Annotated in this window: 23 protein-coding genes, 1 pseudogene and 1 riboswitch; of the genes and pseudogenes, 22 read left to right on the forward strand and 2 right to left on the reverse strand. The window is 51.1% G+C overall.

Translation table 11 applies throughout. From position 1 onward, the window contains the following. Position 1 precedes the first annotated feature (1 nt). The 19 genes from VF724_RS14010 to VF724_RS14100 all read left to right on the forward strand — a co-directional run bounded on the left by VF724_RS14010 (position 2) and on the right by VF724_RS14100 (position 17,301). Positions 2–1,360: a pyrimidine-nucleoside phosphorylase gene (locus VF724_RS14010; protein WP_371754880.1), complete on the forward strand. Its 1,359-nt coding sequence runs from the start codon at positions 2–4 to the stop codon at positions 1,358–1,360. Between the two features lie 273 nt (positions 1,361–1,633). Then, a complete protein-coding gene (locus VF724_RS14015; protein WP_371754881.1) occupies positions 1,634–2,836 on the forward strand; it encodes a D-alanyl-D-alanine carboxypeptidase family protein in 1,203 nt (400 codons plus the stop codon). A 120-nt stretch (positions 2,837–2,956) separates the two neighbouring features. Further along, positions 2,957–3,310 (forward strand): anti-sigma F factor antagonist, encoded by a 354-nt coding sequence (spoIIAA, locus tag VF724_RS14020; protein WP_371754882.1) that lies wholly within the window; start codon positions 2,957–2,959, stop codon positions 3,308–3,310. Next, positions 3,307–3,753: an anti-sigma F factor gene (spoIIAB, locus tag VF724_RS14025; protein ID WP_371754883.1), complete on the forward strand. Its 447-nt coding sequence runs from the start codon at positions 3,307–3,309 to the stop codon at positions 3,751–3,753. Before spoIIAA ends, spoIIAB begins: the two co-directional genes overlap by 4 nt. A gap of 10 nt (positions 3,754–3,763) precedes the next feature. Continuing rightward, positions 3,764–4,519: an RNA polymerase sporulation sigma factor SigF gene (gene sigF / locus VF724_RS14030; RefSeq protein WP_371754884.1), complete on the forward strand. Its 756-nt coding sequence runs from the start codon at positions 3,764–3,766 to the stop codon at positions 4,517–4,519. 61 nt (positions 4,520–4,580) lie between these two features. Then, positions 4,581–5,219 carry a stage V sporulation protein AA gene (locus VF724_RS14035; protein WP_371754885.1) on the forward strand — a complete coding sequence of 213 codons (639 nt, stop codon included), beginning with the start codon at positions 4,581–4,583 and terminating at the stop codon, positions 5,217–5,219. Then, positions 5,216–5,668 (forward strand): stage V sporulation protein AB, encoded by a 453-nt coding sequence (locus VF724_RS14040; protein ID WP_371754886.1) that lies wholly within the window; start codon positions 5,216–5,218, stop codon positions 5,666–5,668. The genes VF724_RS14035 and VF724_RS14040 overlap by 4 nt, the downstream gene beginning before the upstream one ends. Next, positions 5,665–7,254 carry a spore germination protein gene (locus tag VF724_RS14045; protein WP_371754887.1) on the forward strand — a complete coding sequence of 530 codons (1,590 nt, stop codon included), beginning with the start codon at positions 5,665–5,667 and terminating at the stop codon, positions 7,252–7,254. The genes VF724_RS14040 and VF724_RS14045 overlap by 4 nt, the downstream gene beginning before the upstream one ends. A gap of 90 nt (positions 7,255–7,344) precedes the next feature. Next, positions 7,345–8,676, forward strand: a complete 1,332-nt coding sequence (lysA, locus tag VF724_RS14050) for a diaminopimelate decarboxylase (protein WP_371754888.1) — start codon at positions 7,345–7,347, stop codon at positions 8,674–8,676. A gap of 39 nt (positions 8,677–8,715) precedes the next feature. Then, positions 8,716–9,156: a peptidylprolyl isomerase gene (locus tag VF724_RS14055; protein WP_371754889.1), complete on the forward strand. Its 441-nt coding sequence runs from the start codon at positions 8,716–8,718 to the stop codon at positions 9,154–9,156. A gap of 79 nt (positions 9,157–9,235) precedes the next feature. After that, positions 9,236–9,393: riboswitch (FMN riboswitch) on the forward strand. Positions 9,394–9,592: 199 nt separating this feature from the next. Then, complete coding sequence (gene ribD, locus VF724_RS14060) at positions 9,593–10,726, forward strand: bifunctional diaminohydroxyphosphoribosylaminopyrimidine deaminase/5-amino-6-(5-phosphoribosylamino)uracil reductase RibD (RefSeq protein ID WP_371754890.1); 1,134 nt, start codon at positions 9,593–9,595, stop codon at positions 10,724–10,726. A gap of 4 nt (positions 10,727–10,730) precedes the next feature. Continuing rightward, positions 10,731–11,393, forward strand: coding sequence for a riboflavin synthase (ribE, locus tag VF724_RS14065; protein WP_371754891.1), 663 nt, complete (start codon positions 10,731–10,733; stop codon positions 11,391–11,393). 20 nt (positions 11,394–11,413) lie between these two features. Beyond that, positions 11,414–12,637 (forward strand): bifunctional 3,4-dihydroxy-2-butanone-4-phosphate synthase/GTP cyclohydrolase II, encoded by a 1,224-nt coding sequence (locus tag VF724_RS14070; RefSeq protein WP_371754892.1) that lies wholly within the window; start codon positions 11,414–11,416, stop codon positions 12,635–12,637. Between the two features lie 27 nt (positions 12,638–12,664). Continuing rightward, positions 12,665–13,144 (forward strand): 6,7-dimethyl-8-ribityllumazine synthase, encoded by a 480-nt coding sequence (gene ribH, locus VF724_RS14075; protein WP_371754893.1) that lies wholly within the window; start codon positions 12,665–12,667, stop codon positions 13,142–13,144. 15 nt (positions 13,145–13,159) lie between these two features. Then, positions 13,160–13,915, forward strand: coding sequence for a segregation/condensation protein A (locus tag VF724_RS14080; protein ID WP_371754894.1), 756 nt, complete (start codon positions 13,160–13,162; stop codon positions 13,913–13,915). After that, the gene (scpB, locus tag VF724_RS14085; RefSeq protein WP_371754895.1) at positions 13,908–14,507 is read left to right on the forward strand and encodes an SMC-Scp complex subunit ScpB; all 600 of its coding nucleotides are present in this window, start codon (positions 13,908–13,910) and stop codon (positions 14,505–14,507) included. The genes VF724_RS14080 and scpB overlap by 8 nt, the downstream gene beginning before the upstream one ends. 91 nt (positions 14,508–14,598) lie before the next feature. Further along, positions 14,599–15,279, forward strand: a complete 681-nt coding sequence (locus VF724_RS14090) for a DUF2953 domain-containing protein (protein ID WP_371754896.1) — start codon at positions 14,599–14,601, stop codon at positions 15,277–15,279. A gap of 102 nt (positions 15,280–15,381) precedes the next feature. Continuing rightward, entirely contained in the window at positions 15,382–15,843 is a 462-nt protein-coding gene (ytfJ, locus tag VF724_RS14095) for a GerW family sporulation protein (RefSeq protein WP_371754897.1), read from the forward strand. A gap of 114 nt (positions 15,844–15,957) precedes the next feature. Continuing rightward, positions 15,958–17,301, forward strand: a complete 1,344-nt coding sequence (locus tag VF724_RS14100) for a GH1 family beta-glucosidase (protein WP_371754898.1) — start codon at positions 15,958–15,960, stop codon at positions 17,299–17,301. A 20-nt stretch (positions 17,302–17,321) separates the two neighbouring features. On the opposite strand, the gene VF724_RS14105 is transcribed toward VF724_RS14100, so the two are convergent. Further along, the gene (locus VF724_RS14105; protein WP_371754899.1) at positions 17,322–17,774 is read right to left on the reverse strand and encodes a type II toxin-antitoxin system VapC family toxin; all 453 of its coding nucleotides are present in this window, start codon (positions 17,772–17,774) and stop codon (positions 17,322–17,324) included. Then, positions 17,771–18,097: a hypothetical protein gene (locus VF724_RS14110; protein WP_371754900.1), complete on the reverse strand. Its 327-nt coding sequence runs from the start codon at positions 18,095–18,097 to the stop codon at positions 17,771–17,773. Before VF724_RS14110 ends, VF724_RS14105 begins: the two co-directional genes overlap by 4 nt. A 105-nt stretch (positions 18,098–18,202) precedes the next feature. Here VF724_RS14110 and VF724_RS14115 point away from each other — a divergent pair. The 3 genes and pseudogenes from VF724_RS14115 to VF724_RS14125 form a co-directional block, all read left to right on the forward strand. Beyond that, a pseudogene (locus VF724_RS14115) lies at positions 18,203–18,367 on the forward strand (response regulator); the annotation flags it as partial. A gap of 180 nt (positions 18,368–18,547) precedes the next feature. After that, complete coding sequence (locus VF724_RS14120; RefSeq protein WP_371754901.1) at positions 18,548–19,714, forward strand: D-alanyl-D-alanine carboxypeptidase family protein; 1,167 nt, start codon at positions 18,548–18,550, stop codon at positions 19,712–19,714. Between the two features lie 9 nt (positions 19,715–19,723). Then, on the forward strand, positions 19,724–20,323 hold the full coding sequence (locus VF724_RS14125; RefSeq protein ID WP_371754902.1) for a nucleoside recognition domain-containing protein: 600 nt from the start codon (positions 19,724–19,726) through the stop codon (positions 20,321–20,323). The last annotated feature ends 3 nt before the right edge of the window (positions 20,324–20,326 follow it).

Consider the following 20,326-nt stretch of genomic DNA (forward strand, 5'->3'; position numbering starts at 1 on the left):
GATGAGAACTGTCGATCTGATTGAGAAAAAACGCGACGGTCATGAAATGACGGCGGAGGAGATCCAATATTTGATTCGGGAATACAATGCGGGACGCATCCCTGATTACCAGATGTCGGCCTGGGCGATGGCGGTCTTTTTCAGAGGGATGTCCATTCGGGAGACGGCTGATCTGACGCTGGCGATGGCCAACTCGGGCGATGTGATGGATCTGGGTCCTATCCACGGCATCAAGGTGGATAAGCACAGCACCGGCGGCGTAGGAGACAAAACCACGCTGGTGCTCGGTCCGCTTGTCGCGGCAGCAGGTGTTCCCGTAGCGAAAATGTCGGGCAGAGGGCTGGGGCATACCGGGGGAACAATCGATAAGCTTGAGTCGATTAAAGGGTTTGCCGTGGAACGAACGCGGCAGGACTTTATTCTGCAGGTGAATGAATGCGGTTTGGCGGTCATCAGCCAATCGGGAAATATAACGCCTGCAGACAAAAAATTATATGCGCTTCGCGATGTAACGGCCACCGTCAATTCGATTCCGCTGATTGCCAGTTCGGTCATGAGCAAAAAGATCGCTTCAGGCGCCGATGCCATTGTGCTGGACGTCAAAACGGGCAGCGGAGCTTTCATGAAATCGCTGGATGAAGCCGTTAAGCTGGCGCAGGCGATGGTGAATATCGGAACGCAGGTCGGTCGGGAAACGATTGCGCTGATCAGCGAAATGGATCAGCCGCTGGGCTTTGCCGTCGGGAATGCGTTGGAAGTCCGGGAGGCGATTGAAACGCTGCAGGGCGGAGGGCCGGAGGACCTTAAGCTGCTGTGCTTGGCTCTGGGCGCATACATGCTGGTATTGGGCAAGAAAGCGTCTGGCCTCCAGGAAGCAAAGGATCGGCTGCAGGAGCTGCTTGTTAATGGTCTGGCGCTTGAAAAATTCAGCGAATTTATCAGTGCTCAAGGCGGGGATGCCTCGGTTGCCCAAAATCCTGATCTGCTTCCGTCCGCCGGCAGGCAGATCGAAATCAGCGCAGGAGCTTCCGGTTATGTGACTGCAATCAACGCGGAGGATATCGGTCTCGCTGCCATGATGCTGGGAGCAGGCAGGGAAACGAAGGATTCGGCGATTGATTTGAGTGTGGGCATAGTGCTGCGGAAAAAACTGGGCGATCCGGTCGTGATGGGTGAAGCGCTGGCGGTGCTGCATACGAACAGCATACGGAACGAAGCAGGAAATCATGATAAGAAGCACTCGGAAATTGAGCGGAAAGTACAAAAAGCATTTCAGATTTCTCCCCATCCTGCCCAGTTCAGGCCTTTAATCCATGCGGTTGTTACCAAGGACGGCATAAAAGAATGGAAGGATTTTTAAAAAAGCTGCTGAAACCAATGCTTCAATGTGAAGTCTTCAAGAACACCCCTGCATGCCGTTTTCATCACTTGCCCGTGCCATGAAAACGGCATGCTAATTTATAAAATTCACAGGGTTCAAAATATCTGCAGTTCATTCAGGAGTTTTTCGAAAAGACATATCCGGTTCTATAACCCAATTTATCTCCTCCTTTTGGAATAATTTTCATATCTATGGTCAACAATGAGTTTAAGAACCTTGTTGCCTAATGAGACGGAGGAGGGCGGAGTTAATATGTTCCGAAAACACATTGCAAGTTTGTTGTCCATTCACTTATTAATCTTTGCATTTTTTCCTGCAGGCGCCTTTGCCAAGGATCAAGCGGAGAACAATCTGAATCTGGCGCCTAACGCCAAATCTGCAATTCTTATGGATGAAGACACGGGAACAGTCATCTATGAAAAAAACAGTCACGATCGTCTGCCGCCCGCCAGCATTACCAAAATTATGACCATGCTGCTTGTGATGGAGGCGGTCGACCAAGGCAAAATCAAGCTGGACGATAAAGTGACAGCCAGTGAGCATGCGGCTTCAATGGGAGGATCGCAAATTTTTCTTGAACCCGGCGAAGAAATGACCGTCAGAGAACTGCTCAAGGGAGTCGCCATGGCTTCGGGAAATGACGCTTCCGTAGCCCTGGCGGAAAAAATCGGCGGAACGGAAGAAATGTTTGTGCAGATGATGAATGAAAAAGCTCAGCAGCTTGGCATGAAGGACACGCATTTTGCCAACAGCAACGGGCTTCCCGCCGCCGATCATTATTCCTCGGCCTATGATATTGCGTTGATGTCCAGAGAATTATTGAAGTATCAAGGTGTTACCGAATTTACGGGGAAATATCAGGATTATTTGCGGCAAAATACGGACCGTCCGTTTTGGCTGGTCAACACCAATAAGCTGGTGCGCTTTTATTCGGGAGCAGACGGCTTGAAAACGGGTTATACCAGTCAAGCCAAGTTTTGTCTGGCCGCCACAGCCAAACGCGGAAATTTCCGGGTCGTTTCCGTCGTTATGGGAGAACCGAACACCAAAACCCGGAATGCGGAAGTTGCCCATATGCTGAACTATGCTTTTTCTCAGTATACCAATCTCCCAATTTTCAAAGCGGGTGAAAAAATCGGATCCATCACTGTGGAAAAAGGAGATCCGGTCAATATTCCTTTGGTGGCCAAGCATCAGTACAGCATGCTTGTGAAAAAAGGGGAAAATCCGGAACAATTCCGTCATGAGCTGAACATTGATGAAAATTTGAAAGCCCCTATCCAGCTTGGCCAGCAGGTCGGCAAGCTTGAAATATACAAAGACGACAAGCTTGTCAAAGAGTTTCCGATTGAATCGCCCGTTGAAGTGAAGAGGGCCGGCTGGTGGGCTGTGTATAAAAGAACGTTAAGCAAATTGTTCTTTATCGACCGCCAGGACGATACCGAATCCGAATAAAATAATTGCATAAAATGTCTACTTATGGCTATTTATTTCTAGTTTTGTCATTCGGCAGGAAATGTTTTTTGAGGCGTAGAATTGTTTGATCATGAGTGGGAGAGGGAGTGAGAATTATTCATGAGTCTGCAAATTGAAATTGAACATTTCCGCAGCGCCGTGATTGTAAGATTGAGGGGTGAGCTGGATCATCATACAGCTGAGACCGTCAAAACCAAGATGGAGGATGCCATGATGAAAGCAAACAGCCGTTATATCATTCTCAGTCTGAAGGAACTGGATTTTATGGACAGCTCGGGATTGGGCGTTATTCTCGGACGCTATAAGCAGATCTCGGGTAAAGGCGGCAGAATGGTGGTCTGCGATGTCAATCCGGCCATTCATCGCTTGTTTGAAATGTCAGGGCTGTTCAAAATTTTGACCCTTGAGGATAACGAGGAAACAGCGCTTTCCAGATTGGGGGTCGTATCATGAACTGCCAAAATTTCATGACATTGTCGTTTGCCAGCAGGTCTGAAAATGAATCATTCGCCAGGGTTGCCGTGGCGGCATTCGTCTCTCAGCTGGATCCTACCCTGGAAGAATTGACAGATATCAAAACCGTGGTTTCCGAAGCCGTTACCAATGCTGTCATCCATGGATATGAGAATCAACCGGACGGCGTTGTGACCATTGAAGCGTGCATCGAAGAGGACCAGGTGCGCATTACCGTTGAAGACAACGGACAGGGGATCGAGGATATCGATCTGGCCAAGCAGCCCCTCTATACTTCAAAGCCTGAGCTCGAACGCTCGGGGATGGGGTTTACCATCATCGAGAATTTCATGGATGAGGTTGAAGTCGTTTCCGAACCGGGAAAAGGAACCAAGTTAATGATGGTCAAGCGGATCAAATCAAAAAAAGCATTATTTAATTAGGGGATGAGCCATGGATGTGGATCTGAAACATGCCTCTCACAGTTACTTGGATGATGATGAGGTCAAAAGGTTGATCGCTCTCAGCCAGTCGGGGGATCATGTCGCCAGGGACACCTTGGTCAACTGCAACATTCGGCTGGTATGGTCCGTCGTACAGCGTTTTTTGAACCGGGGCTACGAACCGGAAGATTTGTTTCAAATCGGCTGCATCGGTTTGCTGAAGTCCGTTGATAAATTCGACCTGTCCTATGATGTCAAATTCTCAACCTATGCCGTCCCCATGATTATCGGGGAAATCCAGCGATTCTTAAGGGATGACGGTACGATTAAGGTCAGCCGCTCGCTTAAAGAAATGGCCAACCGTGTTCGTAAGACGAAGGATGAGCTATCCAAAAAGCTCGGCCGCTTACCGACAATCAAAGAAGTTGCGGATGAGCTGCAAGTTTCGCCGGAGGAAATCGTGTTTGCTCAGGAAGCGAATAAGCCGCCATCCTCAATCCATGAAACGGTTTTTGAGAATGACGGCGATCCGATTACGCTGATCGATCAAATTGCCGATGATTCTCAGGAAAAATGGTTTGACAAGCTGGCGCTTCACGAGGCGATCGGTTCCTTAAGCGAACGCGAGAAGCTGATCGTCTATCTGCGGTATTTCCGTGACCAAACGCAATCGGAGGTGGCCAACAGGCTCGGCATTTCACAGGTTCAGGTTTCCCGGCTGGAAAAGAAAATTTTGCAATCCATTAAAGACCAGATAGCGCAATGACTATCCGGTCCTTTTTTTTTGCATAATAACCTTATCAGGAACTTGCCGGGAGTGATGTGAGATGCAGGAAAATCCCGCCCCGACCCTTTATCTTCGTTTGCGAAAAAAAATGAAAACCGGACAGGGCCAAGAGATTACGCTGGGGCAGGTTGCTCAGCTTATCGCAGATCCGGAATACGAGCAGGACTTGAGAGCGATGCAAATATATCGGCCCTCGGCCCGGGACGGCAATCTCGTTTTGATCGATATGATGATGATCGTCGCCAAGGTCAAGGAACGCTTTCCGTTCATGTCCATCGAGCATTTCGGAGAACCTCACGTGCTCGTTGAAATTGCCGGGAGCCGCATGCGGCGACCTTCATATGTTCTGCTTTTTTTCACATGGCTGCTTTTGTTCATCGGTTCCGGCTTGGCCATCATGAATTTCCATGCGGATGTCGATATGGCGGTAGCGCACCGGAGAATTTACGAACTGGTTACCGGACATAGGGTCAAGCATCCCTACCTTTTGCAGATTCCGTATTCATTCGGCATAGGCGCTGGGATGATCTTGTTTTTTAACCACTTGTTCAAGAAAAAAATCAATGAAGAGCCCAGCCCGTTGGATGTGGAAATTTTCACGTATCAGGAAAGCGTCCATCGCTATGTGATTACCGAAGAATACGGCAAACTGAATTCGCCGGAGAGGGATTCGTCTTGAGCGGTTTATTGCCCGGAGGAGCGGTCGTGATCATCGGCTTGGCCTGGGGGGTGGCCGTGGGCAGCGGATTGGTGGCGTTTTTGGCTGTTTTGGGAGTGATTCCGAGATTGGCGCAGATTACGCGTTCAACCATGAACGTCCGCATGTATGAAGCTGCCGTTATTGTCGGCGCGGTTTTTTGGACCGTCGTTGACTTGTTTGATATCAGGTTTGCGTTTTCCCCTGTGGGCACCGCATTGATCGGTCTGCTTGCCGGAGTTTTTGTGGGCATGCTGGCCGCCGCGCTGACGGAAGTGCTGAATGTGCTCCCCATTATGGCCAAACGGCTGCATATCGATGATTATGTCATCTGGCTGGTAATGGCGATGGTGATCGGCAAAGTTCTTGGCTCTTTGTTTGACTGGCTGGTGTTTCACAGCCTGATCTTGAGTGTAGGAGTGAGATCATGACGACCGACGTGCTGGACAAACCGGAAACGCAAGCAAAAGACGAAAAGCAGGGGGGCGATCCGTCCAAAGGTTCAGGAACCGCCAAGGACCGGAAGGAAACGCTCAGCAAAGAGGAATTGAAGCTGAAAAATACGGATGAAATATCCGGACGACTAAACAAGGATAAAAAGGTTCTGGAAGAAAAGGTCGGGGCCGAAACATCGTTTGACGTCATCTTGCGGGAAATGGTGTTTGGAACAAAACACTGTCTATTCTTTTATTTGAACGGGTTCGTCAAGGACGATGTGATGACGGAAATCATGAAGAGAATGAGTTATTTAAAAAGAGAGGAACTGGTGCCGAATACGCTCAAGCATTTCATTGAAGAATATATCCCGCACGTACAGGTGGAAACCGTCGACAACATGAATGATGTGGTAGACAAGGTATTGAAAGGCTCCAGCGCGCTGTTCGTCGAAAAAGAAACAAAGGCGATCATCATTGATGTGAAAACATATCCGGTTCGCTCTATCGACGAACCCGATTTGGAAAAAGTGGTCAGAGGCTCCAGGGACGGTTTTGTGGAAACGCTTCTGACCAATGTAACGCTCGTCCGGAGAAGAATTCGCGACCCGCGGTTGAAGCTGGAAGCCGTTCAGATCGGAAGACGCACGAAAACCGATGTCTGTATCGGCTATATTAACGACATCGCCGATCTGGATTTGGTTGAAGCGGTACGCGACAAACTGGCAAAAATCGATTTGGACGGCATTCCGCTGGCAGATAAGCAATTGGAGGAGGCATTGATTGAGAAAACCTGGAATCCGTATCCGGTTGTCCGCTATTCTGAGCGTCCCGATGTGGTGGCTAACCATCTGCTGGAGGGTCATGTCATTTTGTTTGTGGACACGTCTCCGAGCGTCATCATTTTGCCGACAACCTTTTTTCATCTCGTTCAGCATGCCGAGGAATATCGGGAAACTCCGTTTATCGGCACTTATGTTCGATGGATCCGATTCCTCGGCATATTTGCCTCGCTGTTTCTTTTGCCGATATGGTTTTTGTTCGTGATCCATCCTGAATTGAAACCGCCCGGGTTGGAGTTTCTCGGACCGCAAAAAGAAGCCCGCGTTCCGATTATCGTGCAGTTTTTCTTGATTGAAATCGGCGTGGACCTGGTTCGTTTGGCGGCAGTGCATACTCCCCAGCCGCTGGCGACGGCAATGGGACTCGTCGCGGCGATATTGGTCGGAAATATCGCGGTGGACGCCGGGCTTTTCGTCAACGAAGTGATTCTCTACATGGCTGCTGCAACGATCGGCATGTTCGCGACGCCGAGCTACGAATTGAGCATGGCCAATCGGATTGTCCGATTGATCCTGTTGCTGGCCGTGGCCATGTTTAAGGTTCCCGGACTTTTGGTGTCGAGCACGGTCATCTTCCTGATTCTCGCTTTTCAGCGCTCGTTTAATACCCCGTATATGTGGCCATTCATCCCCTTCAACGCCAAGGCGATGTGGACGATTCTGATCCGTCAGCCGATTCTCAGCATGAAGAAACGTCCGAGCATTACCAAGCCGAAGGACAATTCCAGGCAGCCCGCTTAAGTTTAAGAATGTTGTCAATCCTGCAGGGTTATGGTAACTTTAAATTATATTTTTCATCCGCCGCGATGCAGGAAAGGGGACTTTTTGTTTATGTATTTGCATGGAACAAGCAAAATCAACAGCAAGGGCCATTTGGAAATCGGCGGCTGTGATACGACGGAGCTCGTCGAAAAATTCGGCACTCCGCTTTATGTGATGGATGAAGCGCTGATCCGCCAAAGGGCGCGGGAATATATGGAGGCCTTTCGCGCTGCCGGGCTTGGTTTTCAGGTGGCATACGCGAGCAAGGCTTTCAGCGTGATGGCCATGTGCCGATTGGCCGATGAAGAAGGGCTGTCGCTGGATGTGGTGTCCGACGGCGAGCTGTACACCGCGTTGAAAGCGGGATTCCCTCCCGAACGGATTCATTTCCACGGCAACAACAAAACGCCTCAGGAAATCGCCATGGCCCTGGATGCCAAGATCGGCTATTTCGTGGTCGACAATTTCGTGGAAATGCAGCTGTTGAATCATATGGCCGGTGAAAAAGGTCAAAAAGTGAATGTTCTGCTGCGCATCACGCCGGGAGTGGAAGCTCACACGCATGAATATATTTCCACCGGCCAGGCCGACTCCAAATTCGGCTTCGATTTGGCCAGCGGCGCCGCCATGCAGGCAGTTGCGGAAGTTTCGGAGCTTGGAAATCTTCATCTTCTGGGGGTTCACTCGCATATCGGTTCGCAGATCTTTGAGGTGGAAGGCTTCCGGATGGCGGTGGAGAAGGTTGCGGGCTTTGCGGCCAAGGTACGCGATGAATTGAATATCGTGTTCAAAGTCGTCAATCTCGGAGGAGGCTTTGGCATACGCTACGTTGAGGGTGACACGCCGCTGCCGATCGCTCAGTATGTTCGTGCAATGAACGATGCCATCCGCACGTACTTCGGCTCCTATGATTATCCGCTGCCGGAAATTTGGGTTGAGCCGGGCCGCAGCATGGTTGGCGATGCGGGTACAACGCTTTATACAATCGGCACGTACAAGGACATCCCGGGCGTTCGCAAATATGTCGCCGTCGACGGCGGCATGACCGACAATCCGCGTCCGGCGCTGTACGAGTCCCGTTATGAAGCGATACTGGCCAACCGGGCGGAGGATCAGACCGAAGAAGTGGTTTCGATTGCCGGAAAAGCTTGCGAGAGCGGAGACATGCTGATCTGGGATCTTTCCTTGCCCAAGGCCAATCCGGGAGATTTGCTCGCCGTATCCTGCACCGGAGCCTACAATTATGCGATGGCCAGCAACTATAACCGGATTCGCAGGCCGGCGGTTGTTTTTGTGAAGGATGGACAAGCGGATCTGGTCGTGCGCCGCGAATCCCACGACGATATCGTGGGCAATGACGTTATTCCGGAGAGACTGCAAAAACGCGAGCTTGTCAAATAATAATTTGCAAATTTTCAGGATAGAAGGGAGTTCATCCATTTGAGCAAATATGGAAAAATCGAACTGGAAAAAGGCGGGGAAGTGTTGATCCGCTTTTTCCCGGAAGAAGCGCCGAATACGGTTGCCAATTTTGAAAAGCTGGCCAATTCCGGTTTCTACGACGGGCTGAGCTTTCACCGCGTCATCCCGGGATTTGTCGCACAGGGCGGCTGTCCCGTCGGCAACGGTACCGGCGGAGCCGGGTATGCCATTAAATGCGAAACGGCGACAAACACCAGCAAGCATGAGCGGGGAACGCTCTCGATGGCTCATGCCGGCAGAGACACGGGAAGCAGCCAGTTCTTTATCTGCTATCAGCCGCAGCCTCACCTGAACGGCGTCCATACCGTTTTCGGCCAGGTCGATAAGGGAATGGAGCATGTCGATGCGATCCGCCCCGGCGACAAAATGAAATCCGTAAAAGTGTGGGACGAAGAATGAGCGATTCGCTCCTTTGCATCCAAGTTCTTGCCGTATTTGCTGGACATGTTCGATGCAAATTTGTATAATGTTCACATAGAATTTCCTTCGGGGCAGGGTGGGATTCCCAACCGGCGGTGATCGGTGAAGCTGTTTTAGCTCGCCGTCAGTCCGTGACCCGGCTGCCAAGTGTTGGCGGACGGTGGACCTGGTGCAACTCCGGGACCGACAGTATAGTCTGGATGGGAGAAGGAAAACGCGAACATAAACTTCATTTATTTGTTAATTTTTTCACATGAAGTTGCAGCCGGAAACGGGAATGGCCGAAAACCGTCCCTCTTTCGGTATCATGCTCATCCTCTCCATATCAGCCCCTTTACTATGGTAAAAGGGGCTTTTCTTGTACTTTCCGGCCCGAAACGAGAAGCAATTGTTTGACCAGGGGGGGAGTTTATCAATGCAAGCCATCAACGATGAAACGTATATGCGCCTGGCTTTGCAAATGGCTGAGCAGGTTCAGGGGCAGACTGGCATCAATCCTGCCGTCGGCTGTGTGATCGTCAAGGATGGAAGGATTGTCGGTCTCGGCGCGCATCTGAAGCGCGGGGAACCGCATGCGGAGGTTCATGCGTTGAACATGGCCGGCGCCCATGCCGCCGGAAGCACGGTGTATGTAACGCTGGAGCCCTGCTCGCATTACGGATTGACGCCCCCATGCAGCGACCGCCTCATAGCCGAAAAGGTAAGGAGGGTGGTCATCGCCGCTGTAGATCCCAACCCCCGGGTTTCCGGAAGCGGTGTCAGACGACTGAGGGAAAACGGACTCGAAGTGGAGACCGGATTGCTCGAAAAAGAAGCCGATGCGCTAAATGAGGCATTTCGCAAGCACATTCTTACCGGTCTCCCGTTTGTTTCGATGAAGACGGCCAGCACGCTGGACGGGCGAATCGCCAGCCGTACGGGCGACAGTCGTTGGATTACCAACGAATCGGCACGGGAATTTGTGCATGTGCTGAGGCACAAGCATCAAGCCGTGATGGTAGGTGTGAATACAGTGCTGGCCGACAATCCGAAGCTGACGACTCGGTTATCTGTGCCGGGCTTGAATCCGATTCGGATTGTCGCCGATTCCCGTCTGCAGACGCCGGAAACCGCTGAAGTCCTTGCCGACCCACAGGCGAAGACGATTTTGCTTGCGACTGCGGCGGCTCCGGAGGACAAACGCCGCCGTTTGGAGGAGCTTGGCGCGGAAGTGCTCGTATGCGGCGACGGGGAGAAAGTCGATCTGCGGGCGGCCATGCGGCTTTTGGGGCAAAAAGAGATCGGTTCGATCCTGCTGGAAGGCGGCGGACGTTTGAACGGGGCCATGCTGGAAGCGGGCCTGGTGGACAAGGTTTACTTGTTTTTTGCCCCGAAAATAATCGGCGGCTTCGCAGCTCCGTCCAATATCGCTTTTTCCGGCTTTGAGCGGATGGCGGATGCCATCAGGCTGGAAGAGGTCCGTTATGAGCAGTTCGGCGACAACTTCTGCGTCATCGGCCGGCCGCGCTATGCCGACGCTGGAGATGAGGATTATGGCGAGGAGGAATGATTTCATGTTTACGGGGATTATTGAAGAAATCGGGCGTCTGAAAAGCATGGATAAGAAAGGGCAGACCCTGGTGCTGACGATCGGCGCGGACAAAGTGCTTGAAGACATTGCCGCAGGCGACAGCATTGCGGTGAACGGAGTCTGTTTGACGGCGGTCTCCTACGACCGCAATTCGTTCACCGTCGATGTCATGCCGGAGACCTATCGGCAGACCAATCTGCGGGACTTGTCCCCGGGCAGTCCGTTGAACCTTGAGCGGGCAATGGGAGCAAACGGCCGCTTCGGAGGACATATCGTGCAGGGGCATGTGGATACCACCGGCGCGATATTGGAACGCAGACCGGAGGAGAATGCCGTGGTTTTCACCATACGGCCGTCCGACCCCGGAATCATGAAGTTTGTGATTCCGCGCGGCTCCATCTGCATCGATGGCATCAGCCTGACCGTGGTCGATGTGCGGAACGGAACGTTCAGCGTTTCGATCATCCCGCATACGCTGTCGGAAACGGTTCTCCAGTACAAGCATAAAGAAGCTGCAGTCAATATCGAATGCGATCTGGTGGGCAAATATATCGATCATCTGCTGCATTACCGCCAAGAGGAAAGTGGCAAGGGCGGCAGGGCACCCATTACTGAAAGCTTCCTTGCCGAACACGGCTTCATCTAATTAAAAAAGGGGATGAGCGCATGTCCGAACAATTCAAACTGGATCCCATTGAAGAGGCCATATATGACTTGATGCTTGGCAAAGTCATCATCGTGGTCGACGATGAAGATCGGGAGAACGAGGGGGATTTTATCGCCCTGGCCGAAAAAGCGACACCTGAAATCATCAATTTTATGATCACTGAAGGAAGAGGGCTCGTATGTGTCCCGATTACGCCGGAGCGGGCCGAGGAATTGGATCTTCCGCCGATGGTCGCGCAAAATTCCGATTATTTCGGCACCGCGTTTACCGTGTCCGTCGACCACCGGACAACGACGACCGGCATTTCCGCGTATGAAAGATCAATGACTATCAAGGCGATGATCGATCCGAATACGAAGGCCCAGGATTTCCGCAGGCCCGGCCATATTTTTCCGCTGATCGCCAAAAAGGGCGGGGTGCTGCGCCGCACGGGACATACGGAAGCGGCGGTCGACCTTGCCCGGATGTGCGGTTCTTATCCGGCGGCGGTCATCTGCGAAGTAATCAAGGAAGACGGCACGATGGCACGCTTGCCGGATCTGCAGCTAATCGCCAAGAAGTATGATTTGAGGCTGATTTCGATCCGCGATCTGATTCATTACCGCAACGAGAAGGAGAAGCTTGTCAAACGTGAAGTTGAGGTGAAACTGCCGACCGATTTCGGTGTGTTTACCGCAATTGCTTATTCCAATGAAGTCGACGACAAAGAGCATGTCGCTCTGGTCAAGGGCAAAATTGACGAAAACGAGCCCACGCTCGTGCGTATGCACTCTGAATGTCTTACGGGCGACGTGTTTCATTCCCATCGGTGCGATTGCGGCCCGCAGCTGGCGGCCGCTTTGAAGCAGATTGACGAAGCCGGCTCGGGAGTGCTCGTGTACCTCCGGCAGGAGGGCAGAGGAATCGGGCTGATCAATAAATTGAAGGCTTACGAGCTTCAAGAGCAGGGATTGGATACGGTGGACGCGAATATTAAATTGGGGTTTGCTCCCGATCTGCGCGATTACGGGATCGGCGCGCAAATTCTGAAGGATCTCGGGATTCGCAAAATCCGCCTCCTGACGAATAATCCGCGCAAAATCATCGGCTTGGACGGCTACGGGCTGCAGGTGGTTGAACGGGTACCGCTGCAGGTGGCCGGGAACGAGGAGAATAAGTATTATTTGGAGACTAAGCAAGCCAAATTGGGCCATTTGCTGAACTTGAATGACGGAAGAAAATAACAATCACTGCATAAGGAGAAGTGGAAGATGACGAAAGTGTACGAAGGCCATCTGATATCGAAAAATCTCAAATTCGGCATCGTGGTGGGGAGGTTCAATGAATTCATCAGCAGCAAGCTGCTGTCCGGCGCGTTGGATGCTTTAAAGCGCCACGGAGCGGAGTCGGACGATATCGAAATCGCTTGGGTTCCCGGCGCCTTCGAAATTCCGCTCGGCGCCCGGAAAATGGCGGAAAGCGGAAAATATGATGCGGTGATAACTTTGGGCGCAGTCATTCGCGGCTCCACCCCGCATTTTGAATACGTCAGCAGCGAGGCCGCCAAAGGAGTTGCCGCGGTCAGCCAGCGTACTGGAATTCCCGTTATCTTCGGGGTACTGACGACCGATTCCATCGAGCAGGCGATCGAAAGGGCAGGAACGAAAGCCGGAAACAAGGGCTGGGAAGCCGCAACAACGGCTATTGAAATGGCCAATTTAATGAAACAATTCGAAGAATTCAAAGAGTAAATTCGGGGGAAAAGGATGCCCATTCTCTATAGGCTGGAATCTTTCGAGGGGCCGCTTGACCTGCTGCTGCATCTGATCGACAAAGCGGAAATCGATATATACAATATTCCCATCAGCGAGATTACCGATCAGTATCTGGAATATGTGAACGCCATGCAGGAACTGCAGCTGGATGCGGCCAGCGAGTTTCTTGTCATGGCCGCCACGCTTTTGTCGATCAAAAGCAGGATGCTGCTGCCGAAGCCGCCGGTCATCGACATCGAAAGCGAGGACTATGATCCCGATTTGGATCCCCGCGCCGAATTGGTGCAAAAGCTGATCGAATACCGGAAATTCAAGGCGGTCTCAGAGTTTTTACGGGAGCAGGAACTGCGGCGGAGCCTGATTTATTCCAGAGAGCCCGTCGATCTGACGCCGTATGCTGTATCCGTTTCGGAAAATCCGGTCAAGGGCTTCAGCACGTTCGATTTGATCGTCGCTTTTCAAAAGGCGCTCCGAAAAGCCTCGAGCCGGGACAGAGTGGCCAAAATTGAACGGGATGAGATTTCCATTAAAGACCGTCTGGATGAGATTGTTACATCCCTTTATGCTCAAGACGGGAAGCTGCTGTTTTCGGATTTCTTTTCGCCTGAGGCGACCCGCCGTGAGGTAGTGGTTACTTTTTTGGCTATTCTGGAATTGATGAAAATGCGCAAAATTCTATGCTATCAGCACCGGCTTTTTGAAGATATCGTGATTGAACTGAGAAAGGAGGGGGAAGCCATTGGATGACTGGGAAGTGAAATCGGTGATCGAAGGTCTGCTGTTCGTTTCCGGCGACGAAGGGATCGATGCCAAGCAGATTGCCGAGGTGCTGGGGCAGGATGTGGACTGGGTGATCGATGTGCTGCATGATATGAAGGGTGACTTTTCCCGGCAGAAACGGGGAATTCAGATTCTTGAAATTGCGGGTTCATTCCAATTGACCACCCTGCCAGCGCATGCCTCCTATTTCGAGCGTCTGGCTGCTTCCCCCAGCCATGGAACCTTGTCTCAAGCGGCGTTGGAGACGTTGGCGATCGTTGCCTACAGGCAGCCGATCACGCGCGTGGAAATCGAGGACATTCGCGGCGTCAAATCGGATCGCGCGATTCATACCCTAGTGGCGAAAGAGCTGATTCAGGAAGTAGGCCGGGCGGAAGCGATCGGCAAACCGATATTGTACGGAACGACCAAATCGTTCCTCGATTATTTTGCGCTGAACAGTGTTGGCGATTTGCCCGATATTTCCGCTTTTGAGAGCAATGAAAATCTGGAGGAAGAGACCCGGCTGCTGTTTCAAAAGCTGGAAGAAAGACAAATTACGATCGATGATCTAACATGAATATTCCAAAATTCCCATAGGGGATACTAACCCAAGAATCGGCACCCGCGTGTGCCGGGCTTGGGTTTTTAATGTTGAACGGAGGATGCGCATGTACTGGATCGTAAGCCTCGGCTTGCTTGCCGTGTTGATCGTGTTGATCTGGATGAGCAGGATCACCATCAAATTGTTCTTTTCCAGAGAGCAGGACAACGATCGGCTGTACGCCGATTTCAGGGGATTATTCGGTTTGGCAAGATTCAGGTTTGAAGTGCCGGCCATTCGTTTCAAAAATTTGCAAAAAGGGGTGCGGTTGCAAAACGAATCCGCATGGCATGCGGGGAAAGAAACAATGTCGGAAGAGAAAGGCAAACAGCGGATCAACCGGGAGAAAATCATCCGGTATTACCGGGAGTTTAAAATGCTTGCCGATCATGTTTTTGATCTGCACGGTTGGATCAAGGATGTTCTTGTCAAGGTCAAATGCACCAGTCTTCGCTGGCAAACCTTCATCGGACTTGAGGATGCGGCCGATACGGCGGTTACCGCCGGGCTCATATGGGGATTGAAGGCTTCGATTCTCGGGTTTGCAAGCAAATATTTTTGCATGAAGGAGACTCCGGAATTCGCCGTAATTCCCCAGTTCACGCAGTTCCGGTTTTCTACGGAACTCCAATGCATATTTGAATTCCGCCTCGGCGTTGCCATTCAGGCCGGCCTAATTCTTTTGGTTCGTATAATGAAAGTGAAAGGCGGGCTGAAAACATGGCAGAATATCCTGTTCAAGGCCTGATTACAATCGGAATCCTCAAGATACATACTCGATGTCTTGGATGGGGATGATAAAAAGGGAAAATGAATAAGGCCATCGCCATAACATAAAAGGAGGATTGTCATGGCTGATCATCCAATTCAGGGTCTGATGCAAACGGCAATGGAAAACATCAAGGAAATGGTTGATGTGAATACGATTGTGGGTGATCCTGTTGAAACGCCGGACGGAAGCATCATTCTTCCGATTTCGAAGGTCGGTTTCGGATTCGCCGCGGGGGGCAGCGATTTTGTCGTCGAACGAGATGCCGAAGGAACGAACAAAAACGACCTCCAAAATGCAAAAGTAGCTTTGCCGTTCGGCGGCGGAAGCGGCGGCGGGGTATCAATCACGCCGATAGCTTTTCTCGTGGTTGGACAGTTCGGAGTCAAGGTCGTTCCGCTGGATAACAGCACGCATTTGTATGAGCGGATTATTGAATCGGCGCCGCAGGTCGTCGACAAGATTCAGAGCATGCTGAAGGGAAAAGGCGCCGCCGGAGGCGGGGTTCCGCAGGGCGTGAACGATCCCAATATTATGATGTAACGGCAAATCCAATAAATTTAAACCTGATTTTAAAACATTTCGACTCATATCCATGAGTCGATTTTTTTATAATGAAGGTATCAAAACTTATTGCTGCGGGAGAGGAAAACCATTATGGACAGGATTCAATTTCCGAAGAATTTTGTGTGGGGAACGGCGACAGCGGCCTATCAGATCGAAGGCGCGTATGACGAGGACGGAAGGGGAATGTCGATCTGGGATACTTTCGCGCATACGCCGGGAAAAACCTATAACGGACATACCGGAGATGTCGCCTGTGATAGCTATCATCGGCTGGATGAGGACATCGCGTTGTTGAAGGAGCTTGGCGTCCGCGCATATCGCTTCTCGATTGCCTGGCCGCGTATTCTGCCGGAGGGACGGGGAGACGTCAATGAAAAAGGCTTGGAGTACTACCACAAGCTGGTCAACCGGCTGCTGGTCAATGACATCGAGCCGTACTGCACGCTTTATCATTGGGATCTGCCGCAAAAGCTGCAGGAGTTGGGCGGCTGGAACAGCCGGGAAACCGTCGATGCGTTCGTCGAGTATGCGGAAGCGGTATTCGGCTCCCTGGGAAATAAAATTGGCAAATGGTTTACCATCAACGAGCCGTGGTGTGTGTCGTTTCTATCGCATTATCTGGGTGAACACGCTCCGGGGCTGCGCGATTTTCAGCTTGCGCTGAACGTCTCTCACCATGTGCTGTTGGCCCACGGACGGGTTGTCAAAAGGTTTCGCGAAAGGGGACTGGCAGGGGAAATCGGAATTGTCCCGAATGTGGAATGGTTTGAGCCATACAGCGCTAAAGAACAAGATGTTGAAGCCTGTGCGAGGCGTAACGGGCATTTCAACCAATGGTTTTTGGATCCGGTCCTTAAGGGACGGTATCCGGGATATATGCTGCAATGGTATGAGAAGCTTGGATATACCGTTCCCATTCAACAAGGGGATATGGATGAGATCAGCCAACCGATTGACTTTCTTGGGATCAACTATTATTCAGGGGGCGTCGGGAAGCACGCAGAGCAAGCCAATCTTTTGAAATTTGAGCCGGTGGACACGGGATTCTCCAAAACGGACATTTACTGGAATATCTTCCCAGAGGGTTTTTACCGCGTCTTAAGCTGGATCGATCGGGAGTACGGAAAAATCCCCATCTACATCACGGAGAACGGCGCTTGCTTCTACGGTGAATTCGATGGGGAAAGGAATCGGGATGCGCAGCGGATCGATTATTTGAAGAAGCATATGATTCAGTTGCACCGCTCGATCGAATCCGGAGTCAATATCAGGGGCTACTTCGTATGGTCGCTGATGGATAATTTCGAATGGGCTTACGGCTATTCCAAGCCGTTCGGTCTGGTGCATGTCGATTTCGACACGTTAAACAGGACGAAAAAAGACAGCTACTACTGGTACAAAAAATTCATCCGCCAAGGTTGGCTGCAGGTGTAGGCGTTTGTTGCGCCGTTATTTTACAAGATGCCGGGGATGGGCTTGATTTCCCCATCCAGATGAGGGATCAGCGAAAACCCCGGATTGAAGGTGAAGATCCGTTTGATTTGGTAGGTAATCAGCACGACCGCCGTTAAAGCCTCATTCAGGGAGAATCCGCAATCCGGACGTTCGATGAGCAATTGTCTTGCCTTGCGCTCGAATTCCGGATTTCCCGAAATGACCGCCAATTTATCTTTGCTGACCGACTTTTCAATGGTATTAAGAAAATAATCGGCGCTTGTATAGCCATAATGGTCCCTAAGCCACTGATGCGTGTCAAAAATAACATAATTCGTCGTAACCAGCTGCCGATCCAAATCGTCCAGCTCAAGAAACAGATTGCGGGCTTTGATATAGCTGGGATCGTCGGGATTCATAAAAGCCTTCAACGCGGTATCATCCAAAAAAACAGAGTGATGGTAATTCGTCATGCGGAATTCTCCTTTCTTTCAACATGCAAATTTTTGGACAGCGCATCGAGATATAATAACGGATTTTTTTCTTTCCGCTCAAGCGTCGCATGGAGATTGGATTGACCCTGTCTGCTCTTGACGTATTGTCCCAGAGCGTGATTGATGACAGCGCCGACCGTTGTTTGCTGTGCCTCCGCGATGTTTTCAAGCAGCTCGTATGTACGCGAATCCACTGTGATTCTTTTATTTTGATTGTCGCTATTTTTTGTCGAAGTGAATTGAGAAGCAATGGCTTTCATTTTTTGCAACTGGTTTTGGATGAAAGATTTGTATTCCGTCATCGAATCTTAACCTCCATTGTTCAAATGCGATACTTTCTATACCTATTCGTTAGGACTCGGGATTTTTAGGTCATGCCCTTAAAACTATCTTTTGATAAAAAGAGCATGATGTCGAAAATGGACGGCTATGAAGTTTGCCGCGAAACTTTGAAAAAATTTGATATTCTGATTATTATGTTAACGGCCAAGGCGGGGAGTTTGACCGCCGTTCTCGGATTGGAGCTTGGCGTCGACGATTATATGATGAAGCCTTTCAGTCCCAGAGAACTGGAAACAGGATTCTGGAGCTTCAGGTTCGCCAGCGTTAAGGACGCCGTCAGGCGTTTTTTTTGGGTTGATCCGCATGCGCGGTTTTACCCTATTTAAAGGACATAACCCGTCCTCCTCCGCATATATTATTTACAAAATGGGCTTATCCCAATGGACGAATTTTTATAATAGGAGGATAAGATGAGAAACCGTTTGCTGTCGTTATGTCTGGCCCTGCTCGTTTATTTCGCGGCGGCGCCGCTGACCTTTGCAGGCGCTCCGAATCCGCCTTCCATTCATGCCGAGGCGGCAGCTTTGATCGATGTGCAATCCGGAAAAATGCTCATGAGCCTGAACGGCAACAAGCGCATGCGGATCGCCAGTCTGACCAAAATTATGACGGCCATTGTGGCCATTGAGAAGGGGAACCTTTCGGACAAGGTGAAGGTCGGCCCCAGAGCCTTCGGGGTGGAAGGTTCATCGATCTATTTGAAAAAAGGAGAAGAGATGAGCCTGCAGAATCTGCTCTACGGCTTGATGCTGCGTTCCGGAAACGATGCGGCTGTGGCCATTGCCGAGCATGTCGGAGGGTCGGTTGACGGCTTTGTCTACCTGATGAATGAGGAAGCGAAGCTGATCGGCATGACGAATTCGCATTTTGTCAATCCCCATGGGCTGGACGCGCAGGATCACTATTCCACGGCGGATGATATGGCCAAATTGACGGCATATGCGCTGCGCAATCCGGTTTTCCGGGAAATCGTCAAAACGAAGGTCAAAACGGCCCCGAATCCGAATGAGCCGTGGGATTACAAGTGGCGCAACAAAAATAAAATGCTTACGCTGTACGACGGGGCCGACGGAGTCAAAACGGGCTATACGAAGCTGGCCCGGCGCTGTCTCTCGTCCTCGGCCACACGCAACGGGCAGCAGCTGGCCGTCGTCACGCTGGACGATTCGAACGACTGGGCGGATCATCAGCTGCTCTTGGATTACGGCTTCAAAAACTTCCCGGAAAGGGAAATCATCCGCAAAGGGCAGCTCGTGGAGAATACGAATGCCGTAGCGGCGCAAAGCTTTGTTTATCCGCTGGCGGACAGTGAAATATCCGGACTATCGCAAAAAACGGAGCTTTATGAGAAGCAATCGACCGCATACCGGTTAGGGGAAAAAGGCAGGGTGGTCTTTTATTTGGAGGGCCGGCAGATCGGCGCGGTTCCGCTGGTGGACCAATACAGTACCCGGCTGAACCTGACGGACCGGTCGGCATTGAATAAGGAAGCGGCTTCGGCTCCTTGGAGCGGATTTGCGCAAGTATGGGCGCAGCTGTTGAAAGCGCTGTTCACATTGAATCGGGAAAGCGGGTGATTCAATCCGATGGTCAATTTCATCTGGCTTTTTTTTATCGTATCCGGCGTTATTTTCGCGGCTGTCAACGGGAACATCGACACGGTCACGGAAGCGGCGTTTGACGGAGCCAAGACAGGTGTGACGGTCAGCTTCGGTTTAATCAGCATTCTGGTGATGTGGCTCGGCATTATGAAAATTGCCGAGGATGCGGGCCTGTTGAAAAAGCTCGGCATCCTGCTTGGTCCGATCATCCGCTTTTTGTTTCCGGATGTCCCCAAGAACCACCCCGCTATTGGCTATATTATGTCAAATATGAGCGCGAACATCCTGGGATTGGGAAACGCGGCCACGCCCATGGGCATCAAAGCGATGCAGGAGCTGCAAAAGCTGAACCCGGACAAAGACAAGGCGAGCCCGGCGATGTGCACCCTGCTGGCCATCAACACGGCCAGCATCACGCTGATTCCGACTACGCTGATCGCGATTCGGTTGAATTTTAATTCCGCCAATCCGGCGGAAATTGTGGGAACCACTTTGTTCGCCACGATCATCTCAACGGCCGCCGCGATCCTTCTTGACAGATATTATCGCTTCGTCAGCTCCAAACCCCCTAAATCGAAAGGATGATTC

It is taken from the genome of Ferviditalea candida, from assembly GCF_035282765.1.
GTDB lineage: Bacteria > Bacillota > Bacilli > Paenibacillales > KCTC-25726 > Ferviditalea > Ferviditalea candida.

Bases quoted from the DNA above. Each gene is read 5' to 3' on its own strand.
- VF724_RS14010 (WP_371754880.1), top strand. From the start codon at position 2: ATGAGAACTGTCGATCTGATTGAGAAAAAACGCGACGGTCATGAAATG.
- VF724_RS14015 (WP_371754881.1), top strand. From the start codon at position 1,634: ATGTTCCGAAAACACATTGCAAGTTTGTTGTCCATTCACTTATTAATC.
- spoIIAA (WP_371754882.1), top strand. From the start codon at position 2,957: ATGAGTCTGCAAATTGAAATTGAACATTTCCGCAGCGCCGTGATTGTA.
- spoIIAB (WP_371754883.1), top strand. From the start codon at position 3,307: ATGAACTGCCAAAATTTCATGACATTGTCGTTTGCCAGCAGGTCTGAA.
- sigF (WP_371754884.1), top strand. From the start codon at position 3,764: ATGGATGTGGATCTGAAACATGCCTCTCACAGTTACTTGGATGATGAT.
- VF724_RS14035 (WP_371754885.1), top strand. From the start codon at position 4,581: ATGCAGGAAAATCCCGCCCCGACCCTTTATCTTCGTTTGCGAAAAAAA.
- VF724_RS14045 (WP_371754887.1), top strand. From the start codon at position 5,665: ATGACGACCGACGTGCTGGACAAACCGGAAACGCAAGCAAAAGACGAA.
- lysA (WP_371754888.1), top strand. From the start codon at position 7,345: ATGTATTTGCATGGAACAAGCAAAATCAACAGCAAGGGCCATTTGGAA.
- ribD (WP_371754890.1), top strand. From the start codon at position 9,593: ATGCAAGCCATCAACGATGAAACGTATATGCGCCTGGCTTTGCAAATG.
- ribE (WP_371754891.1), top strand. From the start codon at position 10,731: ATGTTTACGGGGATTATTGAAGAAATCGGGCGTCTGAAAAGCATGGAT.
- VF724_RS14070 (WP_371754892.1), top strand. From the start codon at position 11,414: ATGTCCGAACAATTCAAACTGGATCCCATTGAAGAGGCCATATATGAC.
- ribH (WP_371754893.1), top strand. From the start codon at position 12,665: ATGACGAAAGTGTACGAAGGCCATCTGATATCGAAAAATCTCAAATTC.
- VF724_RS14080 (WP_371754894.1), top strand. From the start codon at position 13,160: ATGCCCATTCTCTATAGGCTGGAATCTTTCGAGGGGCCGCTTGACCTG.
- VF724_RS14090 (WP_371754896.1), top strand. From the start codon at position 14,599: ATGTACTGGATCGTAAGCCTCGGCTTGCTTGCCGTGTTGATCGTGTTG.
- ytfJ (WP_371754897.1), top strand. From the start codon at position 15,382: ATGGCTGATCATCCAATTCAGGGTCTGATGCAAACGGCAATGGAAAAC.
- VF724_RS14100 (WP_371754898.1), top strand. From the start codon at position 15,958: ATGGACAGGATTCAATTTCCGAAGAATTTTGTGTGGGGAACGGCGACA.
- VF724_RS14105 (WP_371754899.1), bottom strand. From the start codon at position 17,774: ATGACGAATTACCATCACTCTGTTTTTTTGGATGATACCGCGTTGAAG.
- VF724_RS14110 (WP_371754900.1), bottom strand. From the start codon at position 18,097: ATGACGGAATACAAATCTTTCATCCAAAACCAGTTGCAAAAAATGAAA.
- VF724_RS14120 (WP_371754901.1), top strand. From the start codon at position 18,548: ATGAGAAACCGTTTGCTGTCGTTATGTCTGGCCCTGCTCGTTTATTTC.
- VF724_RS14125 (WP_371754902.1), top strand. From the start codon at position 19,724: ATGGTCAATTTCATCTGGCTTTTTTTTATCGTATCCGGCGTTATTTTC.